At 70.5% G+C, this 23,795-nt stretch carries 21 protein-coding genes and 3 pseudogenes; 9 read left to right on the top strand and 15 right to left on the bottom strand.

The window, feature by feature from the left end:
- Window positions 1–56 precede the first annotated feature (56 nt).
- From AC067M_RS26670 to AC067M_RS26660, 3 genes and pseudogenes are all read right to left on the bottom strand, one after another.
- Window positions 57–875, bottom strand: a complete 819-nt coding sequence (locus AC067M_RS26670; protein WP_478699554.1) for an alpha/beta fold hydrolase — start codon at window positions 873–875, stop codon at window positions 57–59.
- Between the two features lie 34 nt (window positions 876–909).
- On the bottom strand, window positions 910–1,362 hold the full coding sequence (locus AC067M_RS26665) for a LysR substrate-binding domain-containing protein (RefSeq protein WP_478699553.1): 453 nt from the start codon (window positions 1,360–1,362) through the stop codon (window positions 910–912).
- Between the two features lie 98 nt (window positions 1,363–1,460).
- Window positions 1,461–1,982, bottom strand: a pseudogene (locus tag AC067M_RS26660) (fumarylacetoacetate hydrolase family protein); the annotation flags it as partial.
- Between AC067M_RS26660 and AC067M_RS26655 the strand changes: the two are divergent.
- From AC067M_RS26655 to AC067M_RS26635, 5 genes are all read left to right on the top strand, one after another.
- Complete coding sequence (locus AC067M_RS26655) at window positions 1,924–2,442, top strand: hypothetical protein (RefSeq protein WP_478699636.1); 519 nt, start codon at window positions 1,924–1,926, stop codon at window positions 2,440–2,442. The pseudogene AC067M_RS26660 and the gene AC067M_RS26655 sit on opposite strands and share 59 nt — an antisense overlap.
- The gene (locus tag AC067M_RS26650) at window positions 2,439–3,437 is read left to right on the top strand and encodes an ABC transporter permease (RefSeq protein WP_478699552.1); all 999 of its coding nucleotides are present in this window, start codon (window positions 2,439–2,441) and stop codon (window positions 3,435–3,437) included. The genes AC067M_RS26655 and AC067M_RS26650 overlap by 4 nt, the downstream gene beginning before the upstream one ends.
- Window positions 3,438–3,460: 23 nt before the next feature.
- Window positions 3,461–5,158 (top strand): amidohydrolase, encoded by a 1,698-nt coding sequence (locus AC067M_RS26645; protein WP_478699551.1) that lies wholly within the window; start codon window positions 3,461–3,463, stop codon window positions 5,156–5,158.
- A gap of 89 nt (window positions 5,159–5,247) precedes the next feature.
- Window positions 5,248–6,189, top strand: a complete 942-nt coding sequence (locus AC067M_RS26640) for an LLM class flavin-dependent oxidoreductase (RefSeq protein ID WP_478699550.1) — start codon at window positions 5,248–5,250, stop codon at window positions 6,187–6,189.
- 110 nt (window positions 6,190–6,299) lie between these two features.
- The gene (locus tag AC067M_RS26635; RefSeq protein WP_478699549.1) at window positions 6,300–6,872 is read left to right on the top strand and encodes a MarR family winged helix-turn-helix transcriptional regulator; all 573 of its coding nucleotides are present in this window, start codon (window positions 6,300–6,302) and stop codon (window positions 6,870–6,872) included.
- A gap of 57 nt (window positions 6,873–6,929) precedes the next feature.
- Here AC067M_RS26635 and AC067M_RS26630 read toward each other — a convergent pair whose 3' ends face one another.
- A complete protein-coding gene (locus AC067M_RS26630; protein WP_478699548.1) occupies window positions 6,930–7,643 on the bottom strand; it encodes a gamma-glutamyl-gamma-aminobutyrate hydrolase family protein in 714 nt (237 codons plus the stop codon).
- Window positions 7,640–9,130: an aldehyde dehydrogenase gene (locus AC067M_RS26625; protein ID WP_478699547.1), complete on the bottom strand. Its 1,491-nt coding sequence runs from the start codon at window positions 9,128–9,130 to the stop codon at window positions 7,640–7,642. Before AC067M_RS26625 ends, AC067M_RS26630 begins: the two co-directional genes overlap by 4 nt.
- Before the next feature lie 115 nt (window positions 9,131–9,245).
- Between AC067M_RS26625 and AC067M_RS26620 the strand changes: the two genes are divergently transcribed.
- The gene (locus tag AC067M_RS26620) at window positions 9,246–9,956 is read left to right on the top strand and encodes a type 1 glutamine amidotransferase (protein WP_478699546.1); all 711 of its coding nucleotides are present in this window, start codon (window positions 9,246–9,248) and stop codon (window positions 9,954–9,956) included.
- An 82-nt stretch (window positions 9,957–10,038) separates the two neighbouring features.
- On the opposite strand, the gene AC067M_RS26615 is transcribed toward AC067M_RS26620, so the two are convergent.
- From AC067M_RS26615 to AC067M_RS26580, 8 genes are all read right to left on the bottom strand, one after another.
- A complete protein-coding gene (locus tag AC067M_RS26615; RefSeq protein ID WP_478699545.1) occupies window positions 10,039–11,496 on the bottom strand; it encodes an APC family permease in 1,458 nt (485 codons plus the stop codon).
- Window positions 11,497–11,674: 178 nt separating this feature from the next.
- Complete coding sequence (locus tag AC067M_RS26610) at window positions 11,675–12,313, bottom strand: TetR/AcrR family transcriptional regulator (protein WP_478699544.1); 639 nt, start codon at window positions 12,311–12,313, stop codon at window positions 11,675–11,677.
- A 103-nt stretch (window positions 12,314–12,416) separates the two neighbouring features.
- Window positions 12,417–13,262 carry a fumarylacetoacetate hydrolase family protein gene (locus AC067M_RS26605; protein ID WP_478699543.1) on the bottom strand — a complete coding sequence of 282 codons (846 nt, stop codon included), beginning with the start codon at window positions 13,260–13,262 and terminating at the stop codon, window positions 12,417–12,419.
- Window positions 13,263–13,284: 22 nt separating this feature from the next.
- Entirely contained in the window at window positions 13,285–14,229 is a 945-nt protein-coding gene (locus tag AC067M_RS26600; protein ID WP_478699542.1) for a 3,4-dihydroxyphenylacetate 2,3-dioxygenase, read from the bottom strand.
- Complete coding sequence (locus AC067M_RS26595; RefSeq protein WP_478699541.1) at window positions 14,222–15,682, bottom strand: aldehyde dehydrogenase; 1,461 nt, start codon at window positions 15,680–15,682, stop codon at window positions 14,222–14,224. Before AC067M_RS26595 ends, AC067M_RS26600 begins: the two co-directional genes overlap by 8 nt.
- Window positions 15,683–15,804: 122 nt before the next feature.
- On the bottom strand, window positions 15,805–16,617 hold the full coding sequence (locus tag AC067M_RS26590) for an acetoacetate decarboxylase family protein (RefSeq protein WP_478699540.1): 813 nt from the start codon (window positions 16,615–16,617) through the stop codon (window positions 15,805–15,807).
- A gap of 12 nt (window positions 16,618–16,629) precedes the next feature.
- A complete protein-coding gene (locus AC067M_RS26585) occupies window positions 16,630–17,838 on the bottom strand; it encodes an NAD(P)/FAD-dependent oxidoreductase (RefSeq protein WP_478699539.1) in 1,209 nt (402 codons plus the stop codon).
- Between the two features lie 5 nt (window positions 17,839–17,843).
- Complete coding sequence (locus tag AC067M_RS26580; RefSeq protein ID WP_478699538.1) at window positions 17,844–18,032, bottom strand: ferredoxin; 189 nt, start codon at window positions 18,030–18,032, stop codon at window positions 17,844–17,846.
- A 361-nt stretch (window positions 18,033–18,393) separates the two neighbouring features.
- Here AC067M_RS26580 and AC067M_RS26575 point away from each other — a divergent pair, with 361 nt between their 5' ends.
- The 3 genes and pseudogenes from AC067M_RS26575 to AC067M_RS26565 all read left to right on the top strand — a co-directional run.
- Window positions 18,394–19,707: a glutamine synthetase family protein gene (locus AC067M_RS26575; RefSeq protein WP_478699630.1), complete on the top strand. Its 1,314-nt coding sequence runs from the start codon at window positions 18,394–18,396 to the stop codon at window positions 19,705–19,707.
- A gap of 67 nt (window positions 19,708–19,774) precedes the next feature.
- A complete protein-coding gene (locus tag AC067M_RS26570) occupies window positions 19,775–21,103 on the top strand; it encodes a cytochrome P450 (RefSeq protein WP_478699537.1) in 1,329 nt (442 codons plus the stop codon).
- Between the two features lie 195 nt (window positions 21,104–21,298).
- Window positions 21,299–21,610 (top strand): annotated as a pseudogene (locus AC067M_RS26565) (transposase); the annotation flags it as partial.
- Here AC067M_RS26565 and AC067M_RS26560 read toward each other — a convergent pair.
- Window positions 21,605–21,742: pseudogene (locus AC067M_RS26560) on the bottom strand (IS256 family transposase); the annotation flags it as partial. The pseudogenes AC067M_RS26565 and AC067M_RS26560 overlap by 6 nt on opposite strands.
- A 483-nt stretch (window positions 21,743–22,225) precedes the next feature.
- Complete coding sequence (locus AC067M_RS26555; RefSeq protein WP_478699536.1) at window positions 22,226–23,701, bottom strand: non-reducing end alpha-L-arabinofuranosidase family hydrolase; 1,476 nt, start codon at window positions 23,699–23,701, stop codon at window positions 22,226–22,228.
- Window positions 23,702–23,795 lie beyond the last annotated feature (94 nt).

Here is a 23,795-nt window from a genome sequence, read left to right as displayed (position 1 = left end):
TGCGCCGGCAGTCGGTGACCGTCCCGCATGCCTTGCCCGTATGGCACACGTCCGGACTACATCTCTGGCTGTGCGCCGCCGTTGAGGAATGCCGAAACCGTCGCGCTCGCCTCGGTTCGGCATTCCTCGAAGTAGGCGTGACGGGCGCCCGGGAAGACATGGGTGCGTGAGCCAGGGATGCGGGCGGCGAACAGGGCCACGTTGTCCGCCGGAGTGAGCCGGTCCTGGTCGCCGTGGAGGATCAGCGTCGGAGCGCCGATCGCGGGCAGCACGTCCCACGCGTCGTGCTGGTTGCTGGCAAGCAGGTGGCCGCGCCGTGCCTGTGGGGGCATGCCGGGGTCGCCGAGGGTGGTGTACGGGCCGGGGTGGCCGGCGCGCCAGGCGGGGGAGTACATCAGGTCGATCAACGCCTGCCGTGCGGCCTTCGGGTCGGACTGTGCCAGGGCCCGCCGCACCGAGGCGTCCCGTTCGACTGCGTACGGGCCGCCGGGGGAGGTGCAGCCCAGGACGAGCCGCCGCACCCGCTCAGGCCGGCCGACGGCGACCCATTGCGCGACCCGGCCCCCCATGGACGTGCCGTACACGTCGGCCCGTTCGATGCCCAACTCGTCGAGCACGGCGATCACGTCGTCGGCGAACTGCCGGGTGGAGTACCCGTCCCGGGGCTTGTCGCTGGCTCCCGTGCCCCGGTAGTCCATGGTGATCGTGCTCCGCGTCGCGTGGAAGTCCGTCCGTACGGCGTCCCACCAGTGGTGGTTGTTCGCCTGTCCGGCGAGGAGCATGAGAGGCGGTCCTTCGCCCTCCCGCTGGTAGGCCAGTGCGGTGCCGTCCTGGGCGCGGGCGAAAGCGTGCTGCCGTTGAGCCGTGTCGGTCATGGGAACTCCCGTCTCGGGCCGGGCATGTGCGATGTCACTCGCCCTGTGCCTGTGCCTGTGTCTGCGGCTGCGCGGAGGGCCATCTGCCCTGGTCCACGGCCGTGTTGATCTGCCGCACGAGCTCTCGTGCCACGATCTCCACAGCGGGCGGCGTCCGGCCGGACCACGGTGTGGCGAGCACGACCGACTGCCAGACCTCAGGCTCGCACAGCGGGGCGGCGCTCAGGGTGCCCTCGGCAACGCCCTCGGCGATGCCCACACCCGGCAGGACGGTCCAGCCGTGTCCGGCCAGGACGAGCTGTTTCTGCACCCGCAGGGAGTTGGTCTGGGCGACGACGTCCAGGGAGGCCCGGGCCCGCGCCGCGGCGGCGTCGATCAGGGCGCGCAGCGCATGGCCGGACGCAGGCATGACGAGCGGATGGGCCGCCACCTCGGCGAACGGCACGGGAAGATCGGCCCGCAGCCGGGCAGTCGGCGGAGCGACCACCCACAGGTGCTCCCTCACCAGCGGACGAGCGTTGAGCGACGGGGTGCTGTCCAGGTTGTACAGCGGAAGGGCCTTTCTGTCGTGCGTTGTTGCAGTTTCTCGGCGGACTGCAGGTCGCGGGCGGACCAGTCGTTGAAGATCGTGTAGCCGACGATGTGGTCGCGGGCCTGCTCGGGGGTCAGGTCCCGGCCCTCCTTGCCGATCACGGCGGCGACCTCGAGTTCGAAGTCGAGCACGTCCGACCCCGGCGGCACGGGGATGTCGTCGTGCGGCCCGTACATCGCGTAGGGATTGCCGAAGTAGAACGTCGGGGCCGCATACCACCGCTCCGGCACACCGGCGGACCCGTCCACGGACCGCCGTACGCCCTCCACGTGTTCCTCGAAGGTGACGAAGCCCCGCACGCTGGGCGGCTGGAGCGGAGGCAGCAGCCGTACGTCGGAGACGTCGGGACCGGCCAGGGCGTCGAGTTTCCCGGTGCCCGCGTCGAGCAGTTGGGGCAGGCCGCCCCCTTCGGTGAGCAGTCCGGTCAGGCAGTGGACACCGGGCAGGGGGCGGAGCGTGCCGTCCTCGGCGACGACGGCCACATGGTCCCAGGACAACGCGCTGCTGCCGACCATCCGTCCGCTCGCCCGGCGGGGGGTGCGGGCACTGTTCGCCGAGCGGCGGGTCTTCGACACGCTGTCCCGGGCGGTCGGGCTGCGGCCCGCCCGGCCGCGGCTGTCGGCGGCCGCCTTCTCCGGTGGCAACCAGCAGAAACTCGTCCTGGGCCGGTGGATCAACGACGCTCGCCGTGTCGACGTCCTGCTCCTCGACGAGCCCACCCAGGGTGTCGACGTGGGCGCCCGGCAGGAGATCTACGAGGTCGTCTCCGCACTCGCCTCCCGGCGAGGAACAGCCGTGCTGTTCGCCTCCAGTGACCCGGAGGAGGTCGTCGCGCTCGCCCACCGCTGCCTGATCGTCTCCCAGGGCAGGATCACCGGCGAACTGAGCGGCGCCCAACTCACCGAAGCCGCCCTGCTGTCGGCCGTCCACGACGCCGACGGAACCACCACCATGCACTCGGAAGGAGCGGCATGACCACCGCGACCACCGCCCCCGCCCGCCGCCCGGCACCGAGCCTCCGCGTCTTGGCCGGAGGCGGACTGAATACCCTGCGACGGCACCCCCTGCTCGTCGTCCTCGCCCTCATGGTGCTGGTCTTCCAACTGACCACCGGCAGTTTCCTTGACCCCGGCAACCTGCGCGGGATCGCCACCGACGCGGCCACCCTCGCCATCGTGGCCGTACCGCTCGCCCTGCTCGTCATCAGCGGATACCTCGACCTCTCGGTCGGCTCCACGCTGGCGCTGGGCGGACTGGTGGCCGGCTGGCTCGCCGGGCAGCAACACCAGTCGCCCGTCGTCGCCGTACTGGGCGCACTGACCGTGGGCGCGACGGTGGGCGCCGTGAACGGCATCCTGTGCTGCTACCTCGGGCTGTCCGCCTTCATCGTGACCCTGGGCATGCTGACGGCGGTGCGCGGACTGGCTCAACAGCTCTTCCCGCTGCCGCTGAGCAGCTTCGGGTCCGGATTCGCCTGGCTCGGCGGATCGCGGATCGCCGGCATCGATGCGCCGGTCGTCATCGCCGCGCTCGTTCTCGTGGCGGGCGCGCTGTTCCTGGCGCTGACCCCGTCCGGGCGGCACGTCTTCGCCATCGGCGTCAACCGGGAGGCCGCCTACCTCTCCGGCATCCACATTCGCCGGACACCGTTCGCGCTGTTCGTCGGCACGGGCGTCGCGGCGGCGCTGGCCGGGGCGATCAAGGCGTCGGTGCTGGACAGCGTGGTCGCCGGGACGTCGGGGGCAGGATTCGAACTGACCGTGCTCACCGCCGTACTCCTGGGCGGGGTCGCACTCACCGGCGGCTCCGGTTCGATCCTCGGGGTGCTGCTCGGCGTGCTCTTCCTGGGCTGTCTCCAGAACGGGCTGACCCTGCTGAGCGTGCCGACGTTCTGGCAGCAGATGGCCCAGGGCACCGCCCTGGTGGCGGGCGCGGCACTCGCCTACTTCGGTCCGCGGCTGACGCGATGACCCCCCATCCCGAGAGGACCCACATGAACGACAGCACCCCCTCCCTCATCCTGACCGGCGGACAGGTCCTGACCGTCGACGGTGACTTCACCGTGGCCGAAGGCGTGGCCGTGCACGGCCGGGACATCGTCGCGGTCGGCAGCGACCGCGAGATGCGCGCCCTGGCGGGACCGGGCACCCGGGTCGTCGAACTCGCCGGCCGGAGCGTCCTGCCGGGGATCAACGACTCCCATCTGCACGGGGCGGCGTACGGCATGACCAAGCCGCCCTTCGCCCTGGACGTCGGCCATCCGACGGTCGGCTCGATCGCCGACATCGCCGCCACCGTGGAGCGGGCGGTCAGCGTGGCCCGGCCCGGCGAGTGGATCGTCGGGCTGGGCTGGGACGCCGGCTATCTGGCGGAGTGCCTGGCCGACCCCCGGCGCTTCCCGCACCGCCTCGACCTGGACGCGGTGGCGCCGGACAACCCGGTCTGTCTGACCCACTTCTCCTCACACCTCGTCTGGGTCAACAGCGCCGCGCTGCGCCGCTGCGGCATCGGCCCGGCCGGCGCGCCACCAGCCGGCGGCGTCATCGACACCGACCCTGGCGGGGAACCCACGGGCATCCTGCGGGAGGCGGCGCAGGAGCTCGTCCAGGCGGACCTGCCCTCGCCGACCATCGCGCAACGCCGTCAGGCCATCCAGGGCGTGGTACGGGAACTGCACTCCCGCGGCATCACCAGCTACACCGAGCCCGGTCTCGGCCCGGGCGGCGCCACGTCCTTCTTCGGCGGGCTGAGCACCGACAACTGGACCGCCTACGTCGACCTCGCCGCGAGCGGCGACCTCCAGGCCCGAGTCAGCGTCCTCCTCCTGCCCGCGCCGATGGGCGGCTCGGCCGACGACGTGCGTAAGGGCCTGGCCGAGCTGCGCCGGCCGGCCTCCGCCGACCCACGCCTCCTGAACGCCATCGGCGTCAAGATCTTCGCCGACGGGGTGCCGCCCGACCGGACGGCCTGGATGCGTGAACCGTACGCCGACGGAGGCCACGGCGCGCTGTGCGTGCACGGCGAGAGCCCCACGCTGCAGGTCGACGAACTGTTCGAGATGATCCATGTCGCCCACGAGGCGGGCTTCCAGCTCGGCGTGCACGTCACCGGTGACCTGGCCATCGACACGGTGGTCGACGCCTTCCTCGCGGCGGACGCGGCCGTGCCCCGCCCGGATGCCCGGCACTACGTCATCCACGGCGACTTCGTCGGCGCGGACAGCCTCGCCAAGCTGGCCTCGCACGGCTACGGCGTCAACATGAACCCGGCCATCAAGTGGACCATCTCCGACCTGATGGACGAGGTGGTCGGCACCGAGCGCTCCGCGTACCAGTGGCCCGTACGGTCTGCCGTCGAGGCCGGGGTCACCGTCTGCGCCAGCTCCGATGCGCCGATCACCGAGCCCGACTGGCGGCAGGGCGTGGCCGCGATGATGCTGCGCGAGTCGAAGGCCAGCGGCCGGCCGAGCGGGCCAAAACAGTGCGTGTCGCTCGCCGAGGCCCTGCGCGCCTACACGGTCAGTCCGGCCCGTCAGGACTTCGCTGAGGACTGGAAGGGGTCCATCGAGGTCGGCAAGGTCGCGGACCTGTGCGTGCTGGACCGCCCGCTGCTGGACCTGGACCCGCACGCGATCACGGACGCCCAGGTGGATCTGACGGTGTTCGACGGGCGCGTCGTCCACGAGCGCTGAGGACCAGGCCGGTGCACGAACGCCCCTCCGAGCAGGGGCACATGACATGCCGGCGCCCTCACGGCCGCCGCGAGCGAAGGATGCCCACGATGACCGACACACCCCGCATGTTGCTCGTCCTCAGCGAGAACTGGACCCTCACCGGCGGCCGGGCCGACCTGCCCGCCGCCGTGCGGTGGGCCCGCGAGGCCGAGGACGCCGGATTCGACTCCGTCATGGTCAGCGAACACATCGTGCTGGGTCCGGACGCGGCCGCCCACGGCATCATGGGCAATCCCCACGACTACGCCCTTCCGGGAAACCAGGACCCGTACACCCCCTGGCCCCATTCGCTGCTGCTGCTCGCCGCCATCGCCTCCGTCACCGAGCGGCTGCGCCTGGCCGCCGCCGCGGTACTGGCACCTCTGCGTCATCCGCTGCTCATGGCGCGGGAGTTGGGCACCCTGGACCTGATCAGCGAAGGGCGGCTGCTGGTGCAGCCCACGGTCAGCTGGAGCAAGGACGAGTACGACGCCCTCGGAGTACCCTTCGGAAAGCGGGGCCGGCTGCTCGACGAGCACCTGGAGGTCTGGGCGAAGGCCTGGGGGCCGTCCCCGATCTCGCACGACAGCGAGCACTACCCGTTCCGCGACGTCTACTTCGAGCCCAAGGCCTTCCGTTCCGAGGGGCCGAGGCTGTGGTTCGGCGGTCAACGCCTGCACGGCCCCGTGCTGCGCAGGCTCGTCCGGTACGGTCACGGCTTCCACCCGCTGGGTCGGCCGGCACCGCAGGACATGCAGGTGCTCAAGGACGCCCTGGCCGCGGCCGGCCGGGACATCGCCGAGCTGGAGATGATCGGCGGCACCCAGGCCACGTTCCCCGACGACCACTCGACGGCGGACCTCGGCGCGGCGCTCGCGAGTATCCCGGAGCAGCTGGGGCAGGGCTTCACCACGTTCTGCGTCAAGCCGAACCAGTTCATCGACGATCCGAACGCGATCGGCGTGTTCTGCCGTGACGTGATGCGCCGCGTGGAGGCGCTCACTGCCTGAAGCGGGCTTGCCTCGCGGGGAGCGGACTCTCGGTCGGTCTGTCCTTCCGTACAATTTGAGTCCGAACAACATCCGCGACCCACGCATCCCGTGGCCGAAGGAGTGTGCCCATGCCGGGCCAGCGATCCATCGCCGAAGCCGAGAAGCTGGCCGAGGCCAAGCTCGGCGGCATTCCGCTGCGCCGGGAGCAGATGGCCGTCGTCGCCAACATCTACCGCGCCGCCTCGGCGGTCCGGCAGCATCTGGAGAACTCCGTACTGCGCGGGGCGGACCTGACCTGGACGGCGTTCGTCGTGCTCTGGGTGGTCTGGGTGTGGGGCGAGTCGGAGACCCGGCACGTCGCGGAGGAGGCCGGGATCTCCAAGGGCACGCTCACCGGGGTCGCGCGGACGCTGGAGCGACGGGGTCTGCTGCGGCGGGCCGGTCATCCGTCCGACGGCAGGCTGGTGCTGCTCAGCCTGACCGACGAGGGCGAGGCGCTGATGCGGCGGCTGTTCCCGGCCTTCAACGAGGAGGAGGCCTTCGTCGCGGGCCGGCTCAGCGACGAGGAGTGCCGGAGCGTCGCGGAGGGGCTGCGCCGGGTTGTGCGCCAGGTGGAGGAAGAGGGCGAGGAGCGCCGTGTCGCTCTCCTTGACGGCGCCGAGCCCGCACCCCGCCGCAGCGGACGCCGCGCGAAGGCCTGAAACCCGCCCGAACGCGGTGCCGCCGGGCGCCGGTTGCCCCCGTCCACGCCAACTCCGTCAGCGTCTGTCGCGGGCGGCCCGTACAAGGGCGTCGAAGAGCCCCTGCTGAGCGGGGTCCTCATGGGCGGTGTCCTCGGGGTGCCACTGCACGGCCGTGAACCACCCGTGGCCGCCCGGGAGTTCGACGCCTTCCACCGTGCCGTCGGCGGCGCGCGCGGTGACCTCCAATCCCGTGCCGGGGCGGTCGATCCGCTGGTGGTGGTAGCAGGAGACGTCCGTCTTCTCCATGCCGGTGGCCTGTCCCAGCAGGGTGCCGCGTCGGATCGCCACTGGGTGCACGACGTTCCGGTGTTCCCGCTCGGGGCCGCCCATGTCCTGTTCCAGGGTGCCGCCGAGGGAGACGTTCACGACCTGCAGGCCACGGCAGACCGCCAGCATCGGCAGGCCCGAGTTCAGTGCCTGGCGGGCGACTTCGAGGTCGAAGGCGTCCTGAAGGTCGTCGACGTCGTAGACGCTGTCGTGGGTGTCGGCAGCGCCGTACCGGTGGGGGGCGAGGTCTCCGCCGCCGGGGAGCAGGACCCCGTCGAAGCGGGCGAGCCTGGCGGCGACCTCGCTGTCCGCCGGGTGGATGCTCGTCGGTTCGCCGCCGGCCCGCCACACGGCCTCGATCAGGGCGCGGGCGTTGACCTCGGCGGCGTATCGCAGGGCGGAGGTCGTGGCGGAGAAGCGGGCGGGGATCGCGATCAGGGGACGCAGAGCGGTGTGGGTCACAGCTGGATCCAGGTGGTCTTGATCTCGGTGTACTTCTCCAGGGCGTGGACGGACTTGTCGCGGCCGTTTCCGGACTGCTTCATGCCGCCGAAGGGGACGGTCAGGTCGCCCTCCTCGTAGCAGTTGACCCAGACCGTGCCCGCCTTCAACGCCCGGGAGACCGTGTGCGCGGTGGACAGGTCGGAGGTCCACAGGCCGGCGGCGAGGCCGTACTCGGTGGCGTTGGCGAGCCGTACCGCCTCGTCCAGGTCGTCGAAGGCGAGCACGGACAGGACGGGACCGAAGATCTCCTCGCGGGCCAGTCGCATACCAGGATCGACGCCGTCGAAGACGGTCGGTTCCAGGTACGTGCCTCCCGAGCCCGTGAGGATGCGCTCGCCGCCGGTGCGCAGCCGGGCGCCTTCCTCCCGCCCAGTGCCGATGTGGTCCAGGACGCGGCCGAGGTGGCTCTCGCCGACCAGCGCGCCCATCTCGGTGGCGGGGTCGAGAGGGTCGCCCACGCGCAGTTCGCGTGCCCTGGTCACGACGGCCTCCGTGACACGTTCGGCGATCGAGGAGTGCACCAGCAGCCGGGAGGGAGCCGTGCACATCTCGCCCTGGTTGAAGAAGATGCCCCAGGCGGCGGTGGCGGCGGCCCGGTCCAGGTCGGGGGCGTCGGGAAGAATGATGTTGGGCGACTTGCCCCCGAGTTCCAGCCAGACGCGCTTGAGGTTGGAGTCGGCGGCGTAGTGCAGGAAGTGGCGGCCGACGGCGGTGGAGCCGGTGAAGGCCAGCACATCGACGTCGGGGTGCAGCCCGATCGCCCGTCCGGCCACCGGCCCCTTGCCGTTGACCACGTTGAGCACACCCGGCGGCAGCCCGGCCTCGGTCGCGATCCGCGCCAGCAGCAGCGCGGACAGCGGTGAGTTCTCCGACGGCTTCAGGACGACGGTGCACCCGGCCGCGAGGGCCGGGGCCACCTTCCAGCCCGCCAGCGTCAGAGGAAAGTTCCACGGCACCACCGCGCCGACCACACCGGTCGGCTCCCGGGTGACGAGCGCGAGGGCGTCGGGGGCGGTGTGCGGGGACTCGTCGGTGAGCTTGTCGGGCAGCTGCCCGTACCAGCGGAACGTGGTGATGGTCGCGCGCAGTTCGATTTCGTACGCGTCCGTGACGGGCTTGCCCATTTCCAGGCTGACGGCCAGGGCGAGTTCCTCCCGCCGCTCCTCCAGCAGCTCGGCGACCCGTACCAGAACCCGGCCCCGCTCGGCGGGCGCCAGGCGTGGCCACGGCCCGGTGTCGAAGGCCTGGCGGGCGGCCGCCACCGCCGCGTCCACCTCGGGGGCGCCCCCGTCGGCGATCCGCGCCAGTACGCGGCCGTCCCGGGGCGAGACGGCCGGAAAGGTCGCTCCTGCGCCGGGTTCGTCGTCGCCGTCGATGTGATGGGCGCCGGACACTTCCAGGACCTTGGCCCGGCGCAGCCACTCGTCATGGGCGATGTCCAGCATGTGTGGCCTCCAGAAAGACATTTGAAGTCAAACGATATGATCGATGGTGAGGCCGCCACAAGGGGCCATGGGAGCCGTTCAGGCAGGTCCAGGGGACCGGGAAGGAGTGCTCGTCGTGCGCGCACTCGTCATTCAGCACGACCACGTGACGGAGCCGGGTCTGGTCGGTGCCCGGCTCGCGGAGCGCGGATACGACCTCACGGCCGTGACCGTCGTGCCCGAGGGGTGCCACCACGCACCGGACGTGACCTTCGACTTTCCCGATGCCGGGGACTGGGACCTGATCGTGTCGCTCGGCGCTCCCTGGTCGGTCTACGACGAGACGGCGGTGGGCGGCTGGATCGACGGCGAGCTGGCCCTGTTGCGCAAGGCTCACCACCTCGCCGTCCCCGTGCTCGGCGTCTGCTTCGGCGCTCAGGCGCTCACCACCGCCCTCGGTGGGTCCGTCGAGGCGTCCCCACGCCCCGAGATCGGCTGGACGGAGGTGGATACGCACGAACCCTCCCTGATGGGCCCCGGGCCTTGGCTCCAGTGGCACTACGACCGCTGCGTCCTGCCGCCCGAGGCCGAGGTCGTCGCCCGCAACGAGGTGTGTGTGCAGGCGTTCCGGTCCGGACGGAGTCTGGGGGTGCAGTTCCATCCGGAGATCACCACGCGGATGCTGAGCGGCTGGCTCGCGCTGGGCGGTGCGGAACAGTGCGTGCGACAGGGCCTGGACCCCGACGAGCTGCTCGCCCGCAGCCGTGCCATGGAACCGGCTGCTCGTGCGAACGCCCGCCACCTCGTCGACGGCTTCCTCGGCCGGGTGGCATATGTAGCCGACTGAGGGCTCGCGGGCCGGCGTCGTCCCCGCCGGCCCTCGCCCAGCCGCGACGGACGATGCCCGTCAGCCGTCAGCGGTCCTGTCGTCAGCCGTCGGGGGTCGCCCTGCCGCGGGTGAGCCGGGCCGCGGCCACTCCCGCGAGCAGGACCACCGGGACGGTCAGTTCCAGCCAGACGGCCGTACTCCGTTCCCCGCCGATGAGTGTCGTGAAGTTCTCGACGACGAGCCACATCGCGCCGACGATGCCGAGGGCGCCCAGGGCGGGGGCGATCAGGGTGTTCCAGGGCCGGGTGTCCAGGCGTACCCGGCGGAAGAAGGCGAGCACGGAGACCGAGGTCAGGAAGTACAGCAGCATGATCCCCAGGACGGCCACTCCGCTGCCCCACGAGAACAGGGTCAGTACCGGGTCCTTGCCGGTCAGCGCGAACGGGACGACGAGGAGAACGGCGACGGCCGTCTGGACCCAGCCCGCCACGCCGGGGGAGTGGTGGCGGTTGATCGACGTCAGCCGGCGGGGCAGCAGCCCGTCGCGGCTGAGGGAGAACAGATAGCGGTTGGCGGAGTTGTGGAAGGCGAGGATGCCCGCGAACAGGGAGGTGGCCAGGAGGAAGGGCAGGACGTCGTTCACCCAGCCACCGAACTGGTCCGCGATCGGCGCGAAGACGAAGGCCGTCGAGTCCCCGCTCTCCAGTGCCCGGCCGGCGGCCGCGGTCGCCTTCGAGGGGCCGTGAGCGGAGATCAGCATCCAGGAGGTGAAGGCGAAGAAGCCGGTGACGAGTGCGACGGCCAGGTAGGTGGCCCGCGGCACCGTCCTGCGTGGCTCGCGCGCCTCCTCGCCGTAGATCGCGGTGGCCTCGAAGCCGACCATCGAGGCCACCGCGAACATCAGCGCCACGCCCGGCGCCCCCTTCAGGGCTGCTCCCGGCGAGAACGACTGAGTGAACCCGAGGCCCTCGGGTCCGCCGCCCTTGAAGAAGGTGACCAGGGCGAAGACGGCCAGGATGCTGAACTCTGCCAGGACCAGGACCGCCAGCAGCCTGGCGCCCATCTCGATCCCCGAGGCCCCCAGGATCTGGACGACCGCCATCGTGACCACCGCGCACAGCCACCAGGGCACGTCCGCCCCCGCGTGGTCCGCCAGCAGGCCGCTCACGGTCGCCCCGTACAGGCCGTACATGGCGGCCTGGATCGCACAGTAGGCGAACAGCGCGATCCCGGCGCTCCCGGTGCCGAGAGGACGGCCGAGGCCCTTGCCGATGTACGTGTAGAAGGCGCCGGCGTTCACCACGTGGCGGCCCATGGCCACGAAGCCGACCGAGAACAGCAGGGTGATCACGCCGGCCGCCACGTAGGCGGCAGGGGTGCCGGGGCCGTTGCCGATGGCGACGGATATGGGGACGGAGCCCGCGATGCCGGTGAGCGGCGCCTGGGCGGAGAGGACGAAGAAGAGGATGCCCAGAACGCCGAGGGAGTTGGGCTTGAGCTTGCCTGCGGTGGAGGCGCCGGCCGCGGTCTGGTTGTCGACCGCTGTCTGACTGTCCACTCGGATCACCTGCCAGGGAAGGGGAGGGTCGTTTCGGGCCAAACGAGTTGCCTCATGGTGGGCGGGAACTATCCGTTTGGCAAGGGGTTGGGTGAGGATTCCCCGGACGACCGCACGGCGCGAGAGAGAGACCCTGGACCACAGACGTCCAGGGTCGCGGCAGAGCCGGGTCCGGGAGTCAGCCGTCGGTGTGCGAGCCGGATTCCCGACCGGTGGAATCGGGGGCCTGGAGCAACCGGAGCAGATGACGAAGCTCCTCGACGGCCGAGTCCGTGACCCCGGGCTCGCCGAAGACGAGCTGGTGCAGCACGAGCCCGTCCAGGGCGGCGAAGACCAGCCGGGTCAGGGGGTGACCGGCGTCGCGGGGGAGGATCCGGGACAGTTCGCGCTCGGTGGCGTCGAAGTAGCCGTCGTACAACGCCCGGATCTGCGGCAGCAGTTCGGGCCGGCGTCGCGCCTCCAGCAGGAGCTCGTACTGGAAGGCCTGTATGTCCGGATCGGCCGTGACCATCTCGGACAGTCCGGCCGAGAAGTCGGCGACCTCGCCGGTTCCGGGTTCGAGGGCGCTGGTGTTCAGCGAGGTGCGGATCGCGTGCGCGAGGGCCTCCTCGATCAGCGCGTCCCGTGAGCCGAAGTGGTGGACCACCAGCCCGTGCGTGGCGCCCGCTTCCTGCGCGACGGCCCGGTAGGTGAGCTTGCGCAGTCCGCCGCGGGCCACGACCCGCACGGCGGCGTTGAGCAGGGCCTCCCGGCCCTCCCCGTAGCCCATGCGCCGCCGTGGCTCTGGGCCATCGGGGAGCGGCGCGGACTCGGTCATGGCAGCGACCCTACCTGCCCCTCCGCGCACCGAGGACGGCACCGCCGTGTCGCACGGGCCCGCCTCCTCGCCGCGCCCCGGCACGGTGCCGCGCCGCGTCCGCTCATCGCCGGGGCGGACGGATCCCACGGAACTCCCAGTCGCCGCCGAGCGCCGTGGACAGCACCTCCTCGGACTCGGTGGGCTGGGCGCCGACGTCGGTGCGGATGGGGGTGGGGCCGGTGACGATGTGGTTGGTGAGCCTGCCGAGCCCCTCGACCTCGACCTCGACGACATCACCGGGCTGGACGGGCCGGGAGTTGGCCGGCGTCCCGGACAGCAGTACGTCGCCGGGATACAGGGTGATGGTGCGGGCGATGTCGGCGACGAGGTAGTGCATGTCCCAGGTCATCTCGTCGGTCGAGCCGTCCTGCACGACCTCGCCGTTGACGTAGGTCCGCAGCCGCTTGCCGTGGAAGTCCCAGTCGGTGACCAGGCCGGGGCCGAGCGGGCAGAGGGTGTCGGAGCCCTTGACGCGGAGCATGGAGCCGGCGTCGGTGTCGCGGAAGTCGTGCAGGCCGTAGTCGTTGGCGACGGTGTAGCCCGAGATGTACTCGCCTGCCTCGGCCGGGGAGATGTTGCGGGCGGTCTTGCCGATGACGATGGCGACCTCGCCCTCGTAGTTGAGCCACCTGCAGCCCTCGGGGCGGACGACGGCGCCCTTGTGGGAGTTGAGGGCGGAGGTCGGCTTGTGGAAGTAGGTGGGTGTGTCGGGGAGGTCGATGCCGAACTCGTCCACGCGGCTACGGTGGTTGAGGTGGACGGCGATCACCTTGGAAGGGACGACCGGGGGCAGATGGTGCGCCTCCTCGATCTTCACGCGGCGGCCGTCCCCGGCGGCGAGTTCTTCGCCCTCGACGGTGACCTGGACGACGGCGCCGTCCAGGAGGATGCGGCGGTACTCGGGCATGGCGGGCCTCTTTCGGGGGCGTCTAGTCGCGGCTGTGCGGGGTGCGGGGCGACGGGGGCGTGGGGAGACCGGTGCCGGTCCACCCGTCCGCGGGGCGGTCGAACCAGAGGTGGACCTGGCCGGTGCCGACGGAGTTCTCGTACTCCCCGTACTGCCGGGCCTTCGCGGTGCACGCCTGCTCGCCGAGAGCGCCGGCCATCATCAGGTAGTGGAAGAACTTCGCCTCGGGCTTGTACTTCCAGAACTCGTCCATGGTGGCGAGCACCTTGTCGTGGCGCCCCTCCTTGAACCAGGCGATGCGCTCGTAGTCGGCCTCGCGGGCCTCGGGCGTGCGGATGTGGACCGGGTCGCTGGCCTCGTGGTCGCGGATTTCGCGCAGGGGCCAGAAGGTGTGCGAGAGCGCGCCGGAGGCGATCAGCAGCACACGGCGGCCGGGGGTGGCGGCGATGCCGTCGGCCAGCGCGCGGCCCAGGCGCAGGTGGTCCTCCATGTCGCCGGTCTGGCAGACCCCGATGGCGACCCACCGCTTGTCGGGCAGGCCCTCGCCGAGGAACTTCCAGAGGTTGATGGTGGCGTAGTAGATCGGCAGGTAGTCGTCCTCGATCGGGGTGATCCAGGTGCCGTGCCGGTCGGCGAACGAGGCGATGTTGTGGGCGAGTTCGGGGTCGCCGGGAAAGTCGTACGGCATGCGGCACATGCCGCGCGGCAGTTCCTCGGAGGTGAACAGACCGGCGCGGCGGGCCTGCGCGGTGACGACGAACTCGACGGTGGTGGCCCAGTGGGAGTCGAGGACGACGACGGTGTCGTAGTCGTCGGCGGCATCGCGTTCGAAGACCTCCCTGCGGAGCTGGTGGAGGCCGGTGACGAGGGTGATCTCCTTGCCCTCGTTGAGCTCCAGGCGGTCCGCCTCGGGCAGCACGATGGTGGGGACGTGGGCGAGCAGGCCCGCCCCGACGATTTCACCCATGGTCCTGCCATCCCTTCGGGGCGGTGACGGTGTTCTTGAGGTCGCAGTAGAAGTCGAAGCTCCAGTTACCGCCCTCGCGCCCGACGCCGGAGAGACGGGAGCCGCCGAAGGGTGCCTGGAGGTCGCGTACGAAGAAGCAGTTGACCCAGACGGTCCCGGCGACGAGCCGGGCGGTGACGCGCTCGGCGCGGTCGCGGTCGCCGGTGGCGACGGTGGCGGCCAGACCGAACCGGGTGTCGTTGGCGAGCCGGACGCCCTCCTCCTCGGTGGCGAAGGTCTGGAGGGTGAGCACCGGTCCGAAGACCTCCTCCTGCACGATCTCGCTGTCCTGGGCGACATCGGTGAGGAGTGTCGGCGCGTAGTACCTGCCGTCCGCGGGGTGGCCGCCGATGACGGCTCGGGCTCCGGCCTCGATCGCCCGCCGCACGAAGCTGTCGATCTTCTCCAGCTGGCGGGGGTGGATGGTGGGGCCGATGTCGGTGGCCTCGTCGCGCGGGTCGCCCTGGGTGAGCCGGGCGGCCTTCTCGACGAACCGGCGGGTGAACTCCTCGGCGATCGACTCCTGGACCAGGATGCGGGTCGCGGCGAGGCAGACCTGCCCGGCGTTGTCGTACTGCTCGACGGCGAGATCGACGGCCAGCTCGAGATCCGCGTCGGCGAAGACCAACAGGGGTGACTTGCCGCCGAGTTCGAGGCTCAGCGGGGTCAGGTTGGCGGCGGCCGACGCGGCGATCCGCCGCGCTGTCGGCACGGAACCGGTGAAGCTGATCCGGCGTACGTCCGGGTGGGAGGTGAGCGCGTCGCCGATCTCCGAGCCGTAGCCCTGCACCACGTTGAGGACACCGGCCGGCAGTCCGGCCGCCGCCGCGATGTCGGCGAGGAGCGACGCGGTGAGCGGCGACCACTCGGCGGGCTTGAGGACCACGGTGTTGCCGGCGGCGAGGGCGGGCGCGACCTTCCAGGTGGCCAGCATCAGCGGGGCGTTCCACGGGGTGATCAGTACGGACGGACCCGCCGGGTCCCAGCTGACGTGGTTGCGGTGACCGCGGGTCTCGAAGTCCTCGTGCTCCAGCGTGAGCAGCCAGTCGGCGAAGAAGCGGAAGTTGTGGGCGACGCGGGGCATGACGCCGCGGCGGTGGGAGCGGAGCAGGGCGCCGTTGTCGGTGGTCTCGACGACGGCGAGCTCTTCGAGACGCTTCTCGACGCCGTCGGCGACTGCGTGCAGGATGCGGGCGCGTTCGGCCCGGGGGGTGGCGGCCCAGGCGGGGAAGGCGGCCTTGGCGGCGGCGACGGCGGCGGCGGCCTCGGCCGGAGTACCCCGCGAGATCTCACCGAGGACGCTGCCGTCGATCGGTGAGACGTCCGTGAAGGTGTCCCCGGAGGCGACCCGCCGGCCACCGATCCAGTGCCGGGTGTCGACGGAGACTCCGGCGACGGTGATCTTGTCAGGCATCAGAAGAGTTCCTTTTGTACGAGGGAAGGGTGACCCACCTGGAGGCGCGGGGCTGGATCAGATCCGCGGCTTCGCCGCGCGGGCGCGAGCCGGCACGACGAACCCGCGGCCGACCGCCGGCCTCACTCGGCAGCCGCGCCGGAGGTACCGGCCTCCAGCAGTCGACCGCCGTCCCACACCACCCCGACCTGCCGGTAGTACGCGGCGATCGGCTCCCGGATCTCCAGCCGGGCCAATTCCTCGGTGGGTGCCTCGAAAAGCTCCAGCTCGGCATCACCGACCCACGCCTGCCCGGCCTCGAAGGCCGCCGCCCCCGTCTCGATCAGCTCGTCCAGAGCAAGCCCCTTGCCCTTCTCGATGGACGGCAGCCACCGGTGATGCGCCATGGGATGGGCGTTGACGAACCCGTTCGTCTCCGACGGCTCCCGCAGCGTCACCACGGCCTGGGCGAGACGCCGGTCGGCCGCGGCCAGCGTGGCCCCGAAACGCGCCCCCGCCGCGATCCGCGGAGCGGGTCCGTAGGGGTGCGGACGCGTCTGATGGATCGACCCGAGCTTCTTCGGATAGCCCTGGTGCAGCCCGCGCGCGATCGCGAAGTCCTTGTCGACCCAGATGTACACACAGCGCGAGTAGGTCTGCCCGCGGAACGAGCAGCGCACGACGGCGAAGGCCTCCTTGTACTGGGAGCGCACCGGATCCAGGAGCTCCTCCCGGGACCCCGAGCAGGACTGCCAGTCGGCCCAGATCAAGGCCACCGCACCGGGGTCCTCCTCGGCCAACTCAAGTGACTCCGGCAGCAGTTCACGCACCCGCGCGGGATCGGTGCGGTACTCGACGGTGACCAGGTCACCGGAGTAGTGCCACGGCGGCGAGGGAATCAGCGACGAGGTGCCCGTCGCCGTCTTGGGGTGGAAATAACCGCGGAGGGTGGTCATGGCCGAGACTCCTTACGAGGTGAGCGCGGGCTGCTTCAACAGCTGGGCGCGGTAACGGGCGGCGCTCGTGGCGACGGCGTGGCCGCCGAGCGCGACGACCCCGGTCAGCCGTCCGTCGACGTGGTAGCCGACCAGGACGTCCCCCTCCGGATCGCCGTCGAGGACGCGGACGTCGTTTAGACCGAGGACGGGTGCCCCGAAGGACTGCAGCCGGAAGTCGTGCTGGTCGCTCCAGAAGGTGGGCAGCGGGGTGAAGGGAGCCAACTCCTTTTCCCTTCCGTGGAGATGGGCGACGAGGGCCTTCGCGGCGTGCTTGGCCGTGTCGGTCGGGATCGACCAGTGCTCGACCCGGCGCGGTACGCCGTCGTAGCGGGCGTTGGGGAAACGCGCCACGTCACCGACCGCAATCACCTCCGGCCGCCCCCCGACCCGCAGCTGCTCGTCCGTGAGTACGCCGTCGGACAGGTCGAGCCCGTTGCCCTCCAGCCACTCGACGTTGGCGACCGAGCCGACGGACTCGACCACGACGTCGGCGGGCAGCACGGCTCCGTCGGCGAGGCGCACGCCGGTGACCCGGTCCTCGCCCTCGAAGCCGGTCACGCCGACGCCGAGCGCGAACCGCACCCCGCGCTCCTCGTGCCGCCGCAGCAGGGCGCGGGCGAGGAGCGGACCGAGCGGCCCGACCATGGGCAGCGGCAGCGGGTCGACGACCGTCACCTCGGCGACACCGAGCCCGACAGCGGTGGCGGCGACCTCGCAGCCGATGAAGCCGGCACCGACCACGACCACCCGGGCGCCGGGCCGGGTCAGTTCGTCCCGCAGGCGCTGGGCGTCGGCGAGCGTACGGACCGTATGGCGGCCGGTCAGGGGCCCCGGGCAGGGCAGCCGCCGGGGTCGCACGCCGGTGGCGACGACTAGTCCGTCGTACGAGACCGTCGAGCCGTCGTCGAGTTCGACCGTCCGCTCGGCGAGCCGGGCCGCGACGACCTTCGTGCCCAGGAGCCACTCCACGTCCTCCGCCGCGACCTTGGGCGTGAAGGCCAGCGACGCGAACGGCGCCCTGCCGGCCAGTACTTCCTTGGACAGCGGTGGCCGGTTGTACGGCATGTGGGGCTCGTCTCCGACGACCGTGACGGCGCCGGTCCAGCCCGCCGCGCGCAGCTGTTCGGCGGCCCGCAGGCCGCCCAGGGAGGCTCCGGCGACCAGAATGCGTGCGGTCACTGTGCTCAGTCCTCGATCCGGATGGCCTGGAGCGGGCACACGTCGGCGGCCTCCTCGACCTCGTCGCGCAGGGCGTCGTCCGGGTCGGGGACGTAGGCGAGGTGGCCGTCGTCGTCCATCGAGAAGACGTCCGGGGCCGCGAAGACGCACTGGCCGTGGTCCTGGCACTTGTTCATGTCGACGACGACCTTCATGGCCGTTCCTCCAGAGGGTGAGGGCGTCGGAGCAGGGCGAAGGGGGTGGGGAGGGGCCCGGCCGGAGTGACCGGGCCTCTCGGCCAAAGGGGTGCGATGGAGCTGCACCCCTAGCTCGTTTGGCTTCAAACAACATAGGAAGTGGCAGGGTCCTGGTCAATACCTGTCCAGGTGGATAAATTTTCTGGAGTGCCCCTTGCGGGAAGGCGAGCACCCTCCATACCGTTCGGAGTCAAACGACTGCTTTCGGAGTTCCTTCCCGCCCCCGCACTCCGGCTCTCGCGTCGTCCTCCCGCCACCCACCCCATCCGCCCGAGGAGAATCGGTGAGCGCTCACGACAGCCCAGACATCCGCCGGCACATGGAGCGGCTCGCCGCCGACGGCATCGACGTGGTTCGGGTGACCTACCCCGACCTCCTCGGCACCGAGCGCGCCCGTGACGTGCTGCTCGAGGAGCTGCCCCGCGCCATGGACCACGGGCTCGCCTTCTGCCGGGCCGTCTACCACACCAGCCCGCAGGGCGACGTCGTCCCGGTCGGCGGCGGCCTGGACGCCGGACTGCCGGACATCACCGTGCGACCCGATCTCGACACGCTGGCCGCACTGCCGTGGGAGCCGGGCGTCGCCACGTGTCTCGCGGACGTCGTCGACCCGGCCACCGGATCGCCGGCACCCGAGTCACCGCGCGACCTCCTGCGGGGCGTCCTCGCCCGGTGCCGGGAACTGAACCTGCGGCCGGTCGTCGGACCCGAGCTGGAGTACTTCCTGTGCGAGCCGGATCCCGCCGGAGGCTGGCGCCGGTACGGACGGGAGGCGGGTGTCGTCTACACGGCAGGGCTGCGCGCCGACCCCGACAACCACCTCCTGCGCACACTGCGGCACGTCCGGGACCTGAACCTCGGTGTGCTCAGCGGCAACCACGAGTTCGACGGCGGACAGTTCGAGATCAACCTGCTGCACTCAGAGGCGCTGTCGGCCGCCGACCGGGCCTTCCGCTTCAAGGCCGCCGTCAAGGAGCTGGCCCGCGGGGAAGGCCGTCTCGCCACCTTCATGGCCAAGCCCTTCAACGACGCCGGCGGCTCCGGCTTCCACATCCACCTCTCGTGCGAGGACGCCGCAGGCCGCAACGCCTTCGACGACCCCGCGGGCGCCTACGGCCTCTCGGCCGAGGCTCGGCACGCCGTCGCCGGCATCCTCGCGCACGCACCCGCCCTCGCCGCGCTGGCCAACCCGACGGTCAACTCGTACAAACGCTTCGGCCCCGACACCCTCGCCCCCTGGCTGGTCGACTGGGGCCTGGACAACCGCAGCGCCATGGTCCGCATCCCGCCCGAGCGCGGCTCCGGTGCCCGGCTGGAACTCAGGCTGGGGGATGCGGGCGCCAACCCCTACCTGCTGATCGCCGGAACCCTCGCCGCGGCCTTGCTCGGCATCGGGGCGGGCGAGGAGCCGCCGGCCCCGCTGGAGGGCTATGGCTACGACACCGGCAAGTCGGCCGTACTGCCCATGAGCCTGTCCGCCGCGCTCGACGCGCTGGAGGCGGACACCGCCCTGACCGACCTGCTCGGCAAGGCCTTCACCACGTCTTTCCTCACCTACAAGCGGGACGAGGTCGAGCGCTTCGGGCGACACGTCACCGACTGGGAGTTCACCGAGTACGCCCACCACCTGTAGGCCGGACGCCCCCTTCGACAGCCCAGCCAGTTCCTCAAGGCTCGAGCCCGCCCAGGAGTTCCCACCCATGACCAGCCCCGCCACGCCCGCCACCACGTCCACGACTCCCACCACGGGCGCCGAGCTGCGCGCCGCCCTCGCCGAGCCACTCCCGATCGAACAGGTGAACCTCGCCGACCTCGACCACTTCGCGGACGGCACCACGCCCTGGCGCATGTTCCACACCCTGCGCCACCAGGACCCCGTCCACTGGCAGCCCGAGGAGGCCCCCAACTCCGGGTTCTGGGCCGTGACCCGGCACGCCGACATCGCCCGTGTCGACCGCGACGCCGAGACCTTCACCTCCACCCGGTTCGTCAACCTCGAAGAGGTCGACGACGACCAGATCAAGAAGCGGGCCTCCATCCTGGAGCTGGACGGCGTCCGCCACCGCGCGCTGCGCAGCGTGATCCAGAGGCAGTTCGGGGCGGCCGTCATCAACAGCTACGGCGACTTCCTACGAGGCCTGACGGCCAAGACCCTGGACGCGGCCCTCACCAAGGGCAGCTTCGATTTCGTCGAGGAGGTCTCCGCCGACTTCCCCATCAACGTCCTCGCCCGACTCCTCGACGTACCGGCCGAGGACAACCAGCAGCTCATCGACTGGGGCAACCGGATCATCGGCAACACCGACCCCGACTACGCCGACGTGCTGCTGAACAGCGAGGAGAGCGAGAAGTACCGCGACCTGCCGTTCCGCTCGCCGGCCTCCCTGGAGGTCTTCGAGTACGGGCGGGAACTGGCCCGGCAGCGACGCGGTGGCGACGGGAACGACCTCGTCTCCAAACTCGTCAACACCACCCCACGAGACGGAGTCCCGCTCTCCGCCCAGGACTTCGACAACTACTTCCTGCTCCTGGTCGTGGCCGGCAACGAGACCACCCGGCACACCATCACCCACTCGATGCTGGCCCTCCTCCAGCACCCCGATCAGCTCGCCCGCCTCCAGGAGGACCCCTCCCTGATCCCCACGGCCGTCGAGGAGTTCCTGCGCTGGGCCTCACCCGTCTACCACTTCCGCCGCACCGCGACCCGGGACGTCGAACTCGGCGGCAAGCGGGTCAAGGAAGGCGACAAGGTCGTCATGTGGTTCGCCTCCGGCAACCGCGACGAGGAGGTCTTCGGCAACCCGTACGACTTCGACGTCGCCCGGCAGCACAACGACCACGTCACCTTCGGCAAGGGCGGCCCGCACCTGTGCCTGGGCAACCTGCTCGCCCGCACCGAGATCCGCATTATGTTCGAGGAACTCATCCCGCGCCTGGCAAGCATCCGTCTGGCCGGCGACGTGCCCCGCGTGCGCTCGAACTTCGTCAACGGCATCAAGAAACTGCCCGTCGAGGTCACCCTCGCCTGAGCGGGTGCCCGTCGGGAGCGCCGAGTCACAGAATGTGTCCGGCTTCAGTGACCGCCATGCCAAGCTGCTGAAGCTCTGGCTCGCCCACCGCGTGCCATGGCGCGCGTGTCGAACAGATCGAGCCCGAGATCGCGCGGCACCCATGCCACGCCGCTCGTAATGGCGCAGGGCCTGGATGTTCACCCCGGCTGCCTCGGTGACCTGCAGAAGGGTTCCGGGGAGATGGTCGCCGCGACCATCCGCACGATCTTCGCGCAGACGACCGCCGAGGCCGTCCGCACCCGGCTGAGCGTGATGGCCGACATGATCGGACGGCATTTCCCTCGGGTCAAGACCATGCTGCTGGACGGCGCGACGGATATCACCGCGTTCGCGGACTTCCCACCGGCCCACTGGAAGAAGATCTGGAACTCCAACGCGCTGGAGCGGCTGAACCGGGAGATCAAACGGCGGGCCGACGTCGTCCATGTCTTCCCCGGCCCTGCCGCCCTCGACCGGCTCGGCGCCGATCTTTGTGGTGGCCTCGGCCTGGATCAGTTCCTGCAGCAGCCGTTCGGCGACCTCGCGGACGAGTTCAAGACCATCCGCCGAACGTAGTGACTCAAGCAGGCGAAGTAGGTCATGCTGGGACAAGGCCACCGTGCACCCCCTGGGGTCGAACTGCCCGTTCACTCCGGACAGTTGCACGGTGGCCTGCCAGTTGAGCAGGGAGCAGTCACCGGCAGACGGTGCACCCAAGGGAGCAGAACCCGCACACTCAACCGCGGAGATCCCCTACACCACACAGCGGGACGCCACCCAGCTGTGCGCGGCGAAGGGCGCCTGACGGACATCTGCCCAGGTCAGGCGCCCTTTCTTCGGTGTCCAGAAAAAGCTCAGCTTCTTCGGCGAGTACGACACCAGCAGGTTCTTCGTCTGCTGGTGGTACAGGCGTCACGCGTTGCTGACCTGCGTAAAGCGTGGCCACGTTTGGCTCGTTGGAGCCGTCGGCCCGGGAACGTCCGGATACCCCACGCTCCGTCGCCGTATGAGCGCTGACTTGTCGCGTGACCCGGGCGGGCTCGGTCTTCCGCCGAGCCCGCCGCGCCGGCTCCCTACCAGAGCCGGACTCGTGTCACGCCCTCAGCGCCGCAGTGTCAGCAGACCCGGACGGTAGGGCCATTGGCCGTAGTCGCCGCCGGAGTTGGGGTTGCGTCCCTGGTAGAGGAACTGCAGGTTGCAGGGATCGACGGTGAAGGTCTGATCGGCGCTGGTGCGGATCAGTTCGCCATGGCTGATGTCGTTGGTCCAGGTGGCGCCGCTGTTGGCCTTGCCGGCGAAGGGGTTGCTCTCGGTCGCGGCCTGGGGTGTCCATGAGCCGTTCAGACTGGTGGCCGTGAACGAGCGGAAGTAGCGGCCCTGCGAGCCCCTCGCCTCGACGATCATGAGGTAGCGGTTCTGGCCCTGTAGTTTGTAGACCTGCGGGGCTTCGAACAGGTTGTCCGCCGTATCGCTCATGATCGTTGTGTAGGCCGAGCCGAAACTGCTCGGGAAGTTCCCGATCGGCATGCTGGCCCGGTAGATCTTGCCGTTGTCACCGGCGAAGAACAGGTACATGTTCGTGCCGTCAGCGATGAGCGTCTGGTCGATGGGTCCTGTTCCGGAGCCGGTGATGCTTCCGGAGAAGAGCACCTGCTGGGATGACCAGCCATTGGGGTTGGTGGGGTCGCTCGATGTTCGGTAGGAGAAAGCGCTCCCGCCGCCCCACTGGTAGGCGAGCACCCAGATGTTCTTCGGCGCGAAGTAGAAGAGCGTGGGCGCGACGGTGGAAGCCGACATTGTGTTCTGGCTGGCCGAGGTCATCTCCGGCCAGTTGGTGAACAGGCCGAAGTTCATCGAACCCCAGCCCGTTCCCGGTCCCGCGCCGTGCGTCGTCGCATAGACGAGATGCTTGCCGTTGTAGGGGGCGACGGTGAAGTCCTTGAGCGAGGCCCATCCAGCCTTGGGCTGCGCCAGCGCGCCGGTTGATGTCCAGCGGTATGTCGACGGAAGATCGCACGGGCCTGGGTTGTCGCCGCCGACCTTGACGAGCTGCCACTGCTGGTTGGTGCCGCCCCAGTCGTCGTACTGGACGATGTTCGCGTTGTCGGCGGTGGAGGCGCCTTGTACTTCGAGGGCCTTGTTGCTGTGGCGCGAGATGAACCTCACGTAGCCGTCCGGGCTGTCGGCCAGCCGCCACTGCTGGTTGGTGGCGTTCATGTCGGCCCACTGGACGATCGAGCCGCCGTTCACGGTGGACCAGTTGTGGACGTCCAGCACCTTGCCCGAGTGGCGGGACTTGATGCGGTAGTAGCCGCCCCCGGAATCGACGAACTGCCACTGCTGCTGGTTCTGATCGTTCCTGGTCCACTGGGTGATGCGGGCGCCGTCGCCGGTCGCCATGTTGTAGACGTCCAGGGCCTTGCCGCTGTTCCGGTTGACCAGCACATACGAGGCGTTGGAGTCTACGGTCGCCGCGCCGGCGGGCTGGGCACCGAGGAAGGCAGCCACGAGCAGCAAGGGCGCAAGGATGGCGAGTAAGCGTCTTGGACGGACCGGGGACGGGTGGCGAAACCACATCAGAGGGCCTCCTTTGGGTGGCGGGGGTGAGGTGACCTCGATGAACCGCGGAAAGACGTGCCGAGGGCAGGGACAATCACGAAACGTTTCGAAG

This window comes from Streptomyces sp. NPDC043427 (assembly GCF_056436655.1).
Note: the sequence above shows the minus strand (reverse complement) of the source record. Positions and strands in the feature narration are given on the sequence as shown.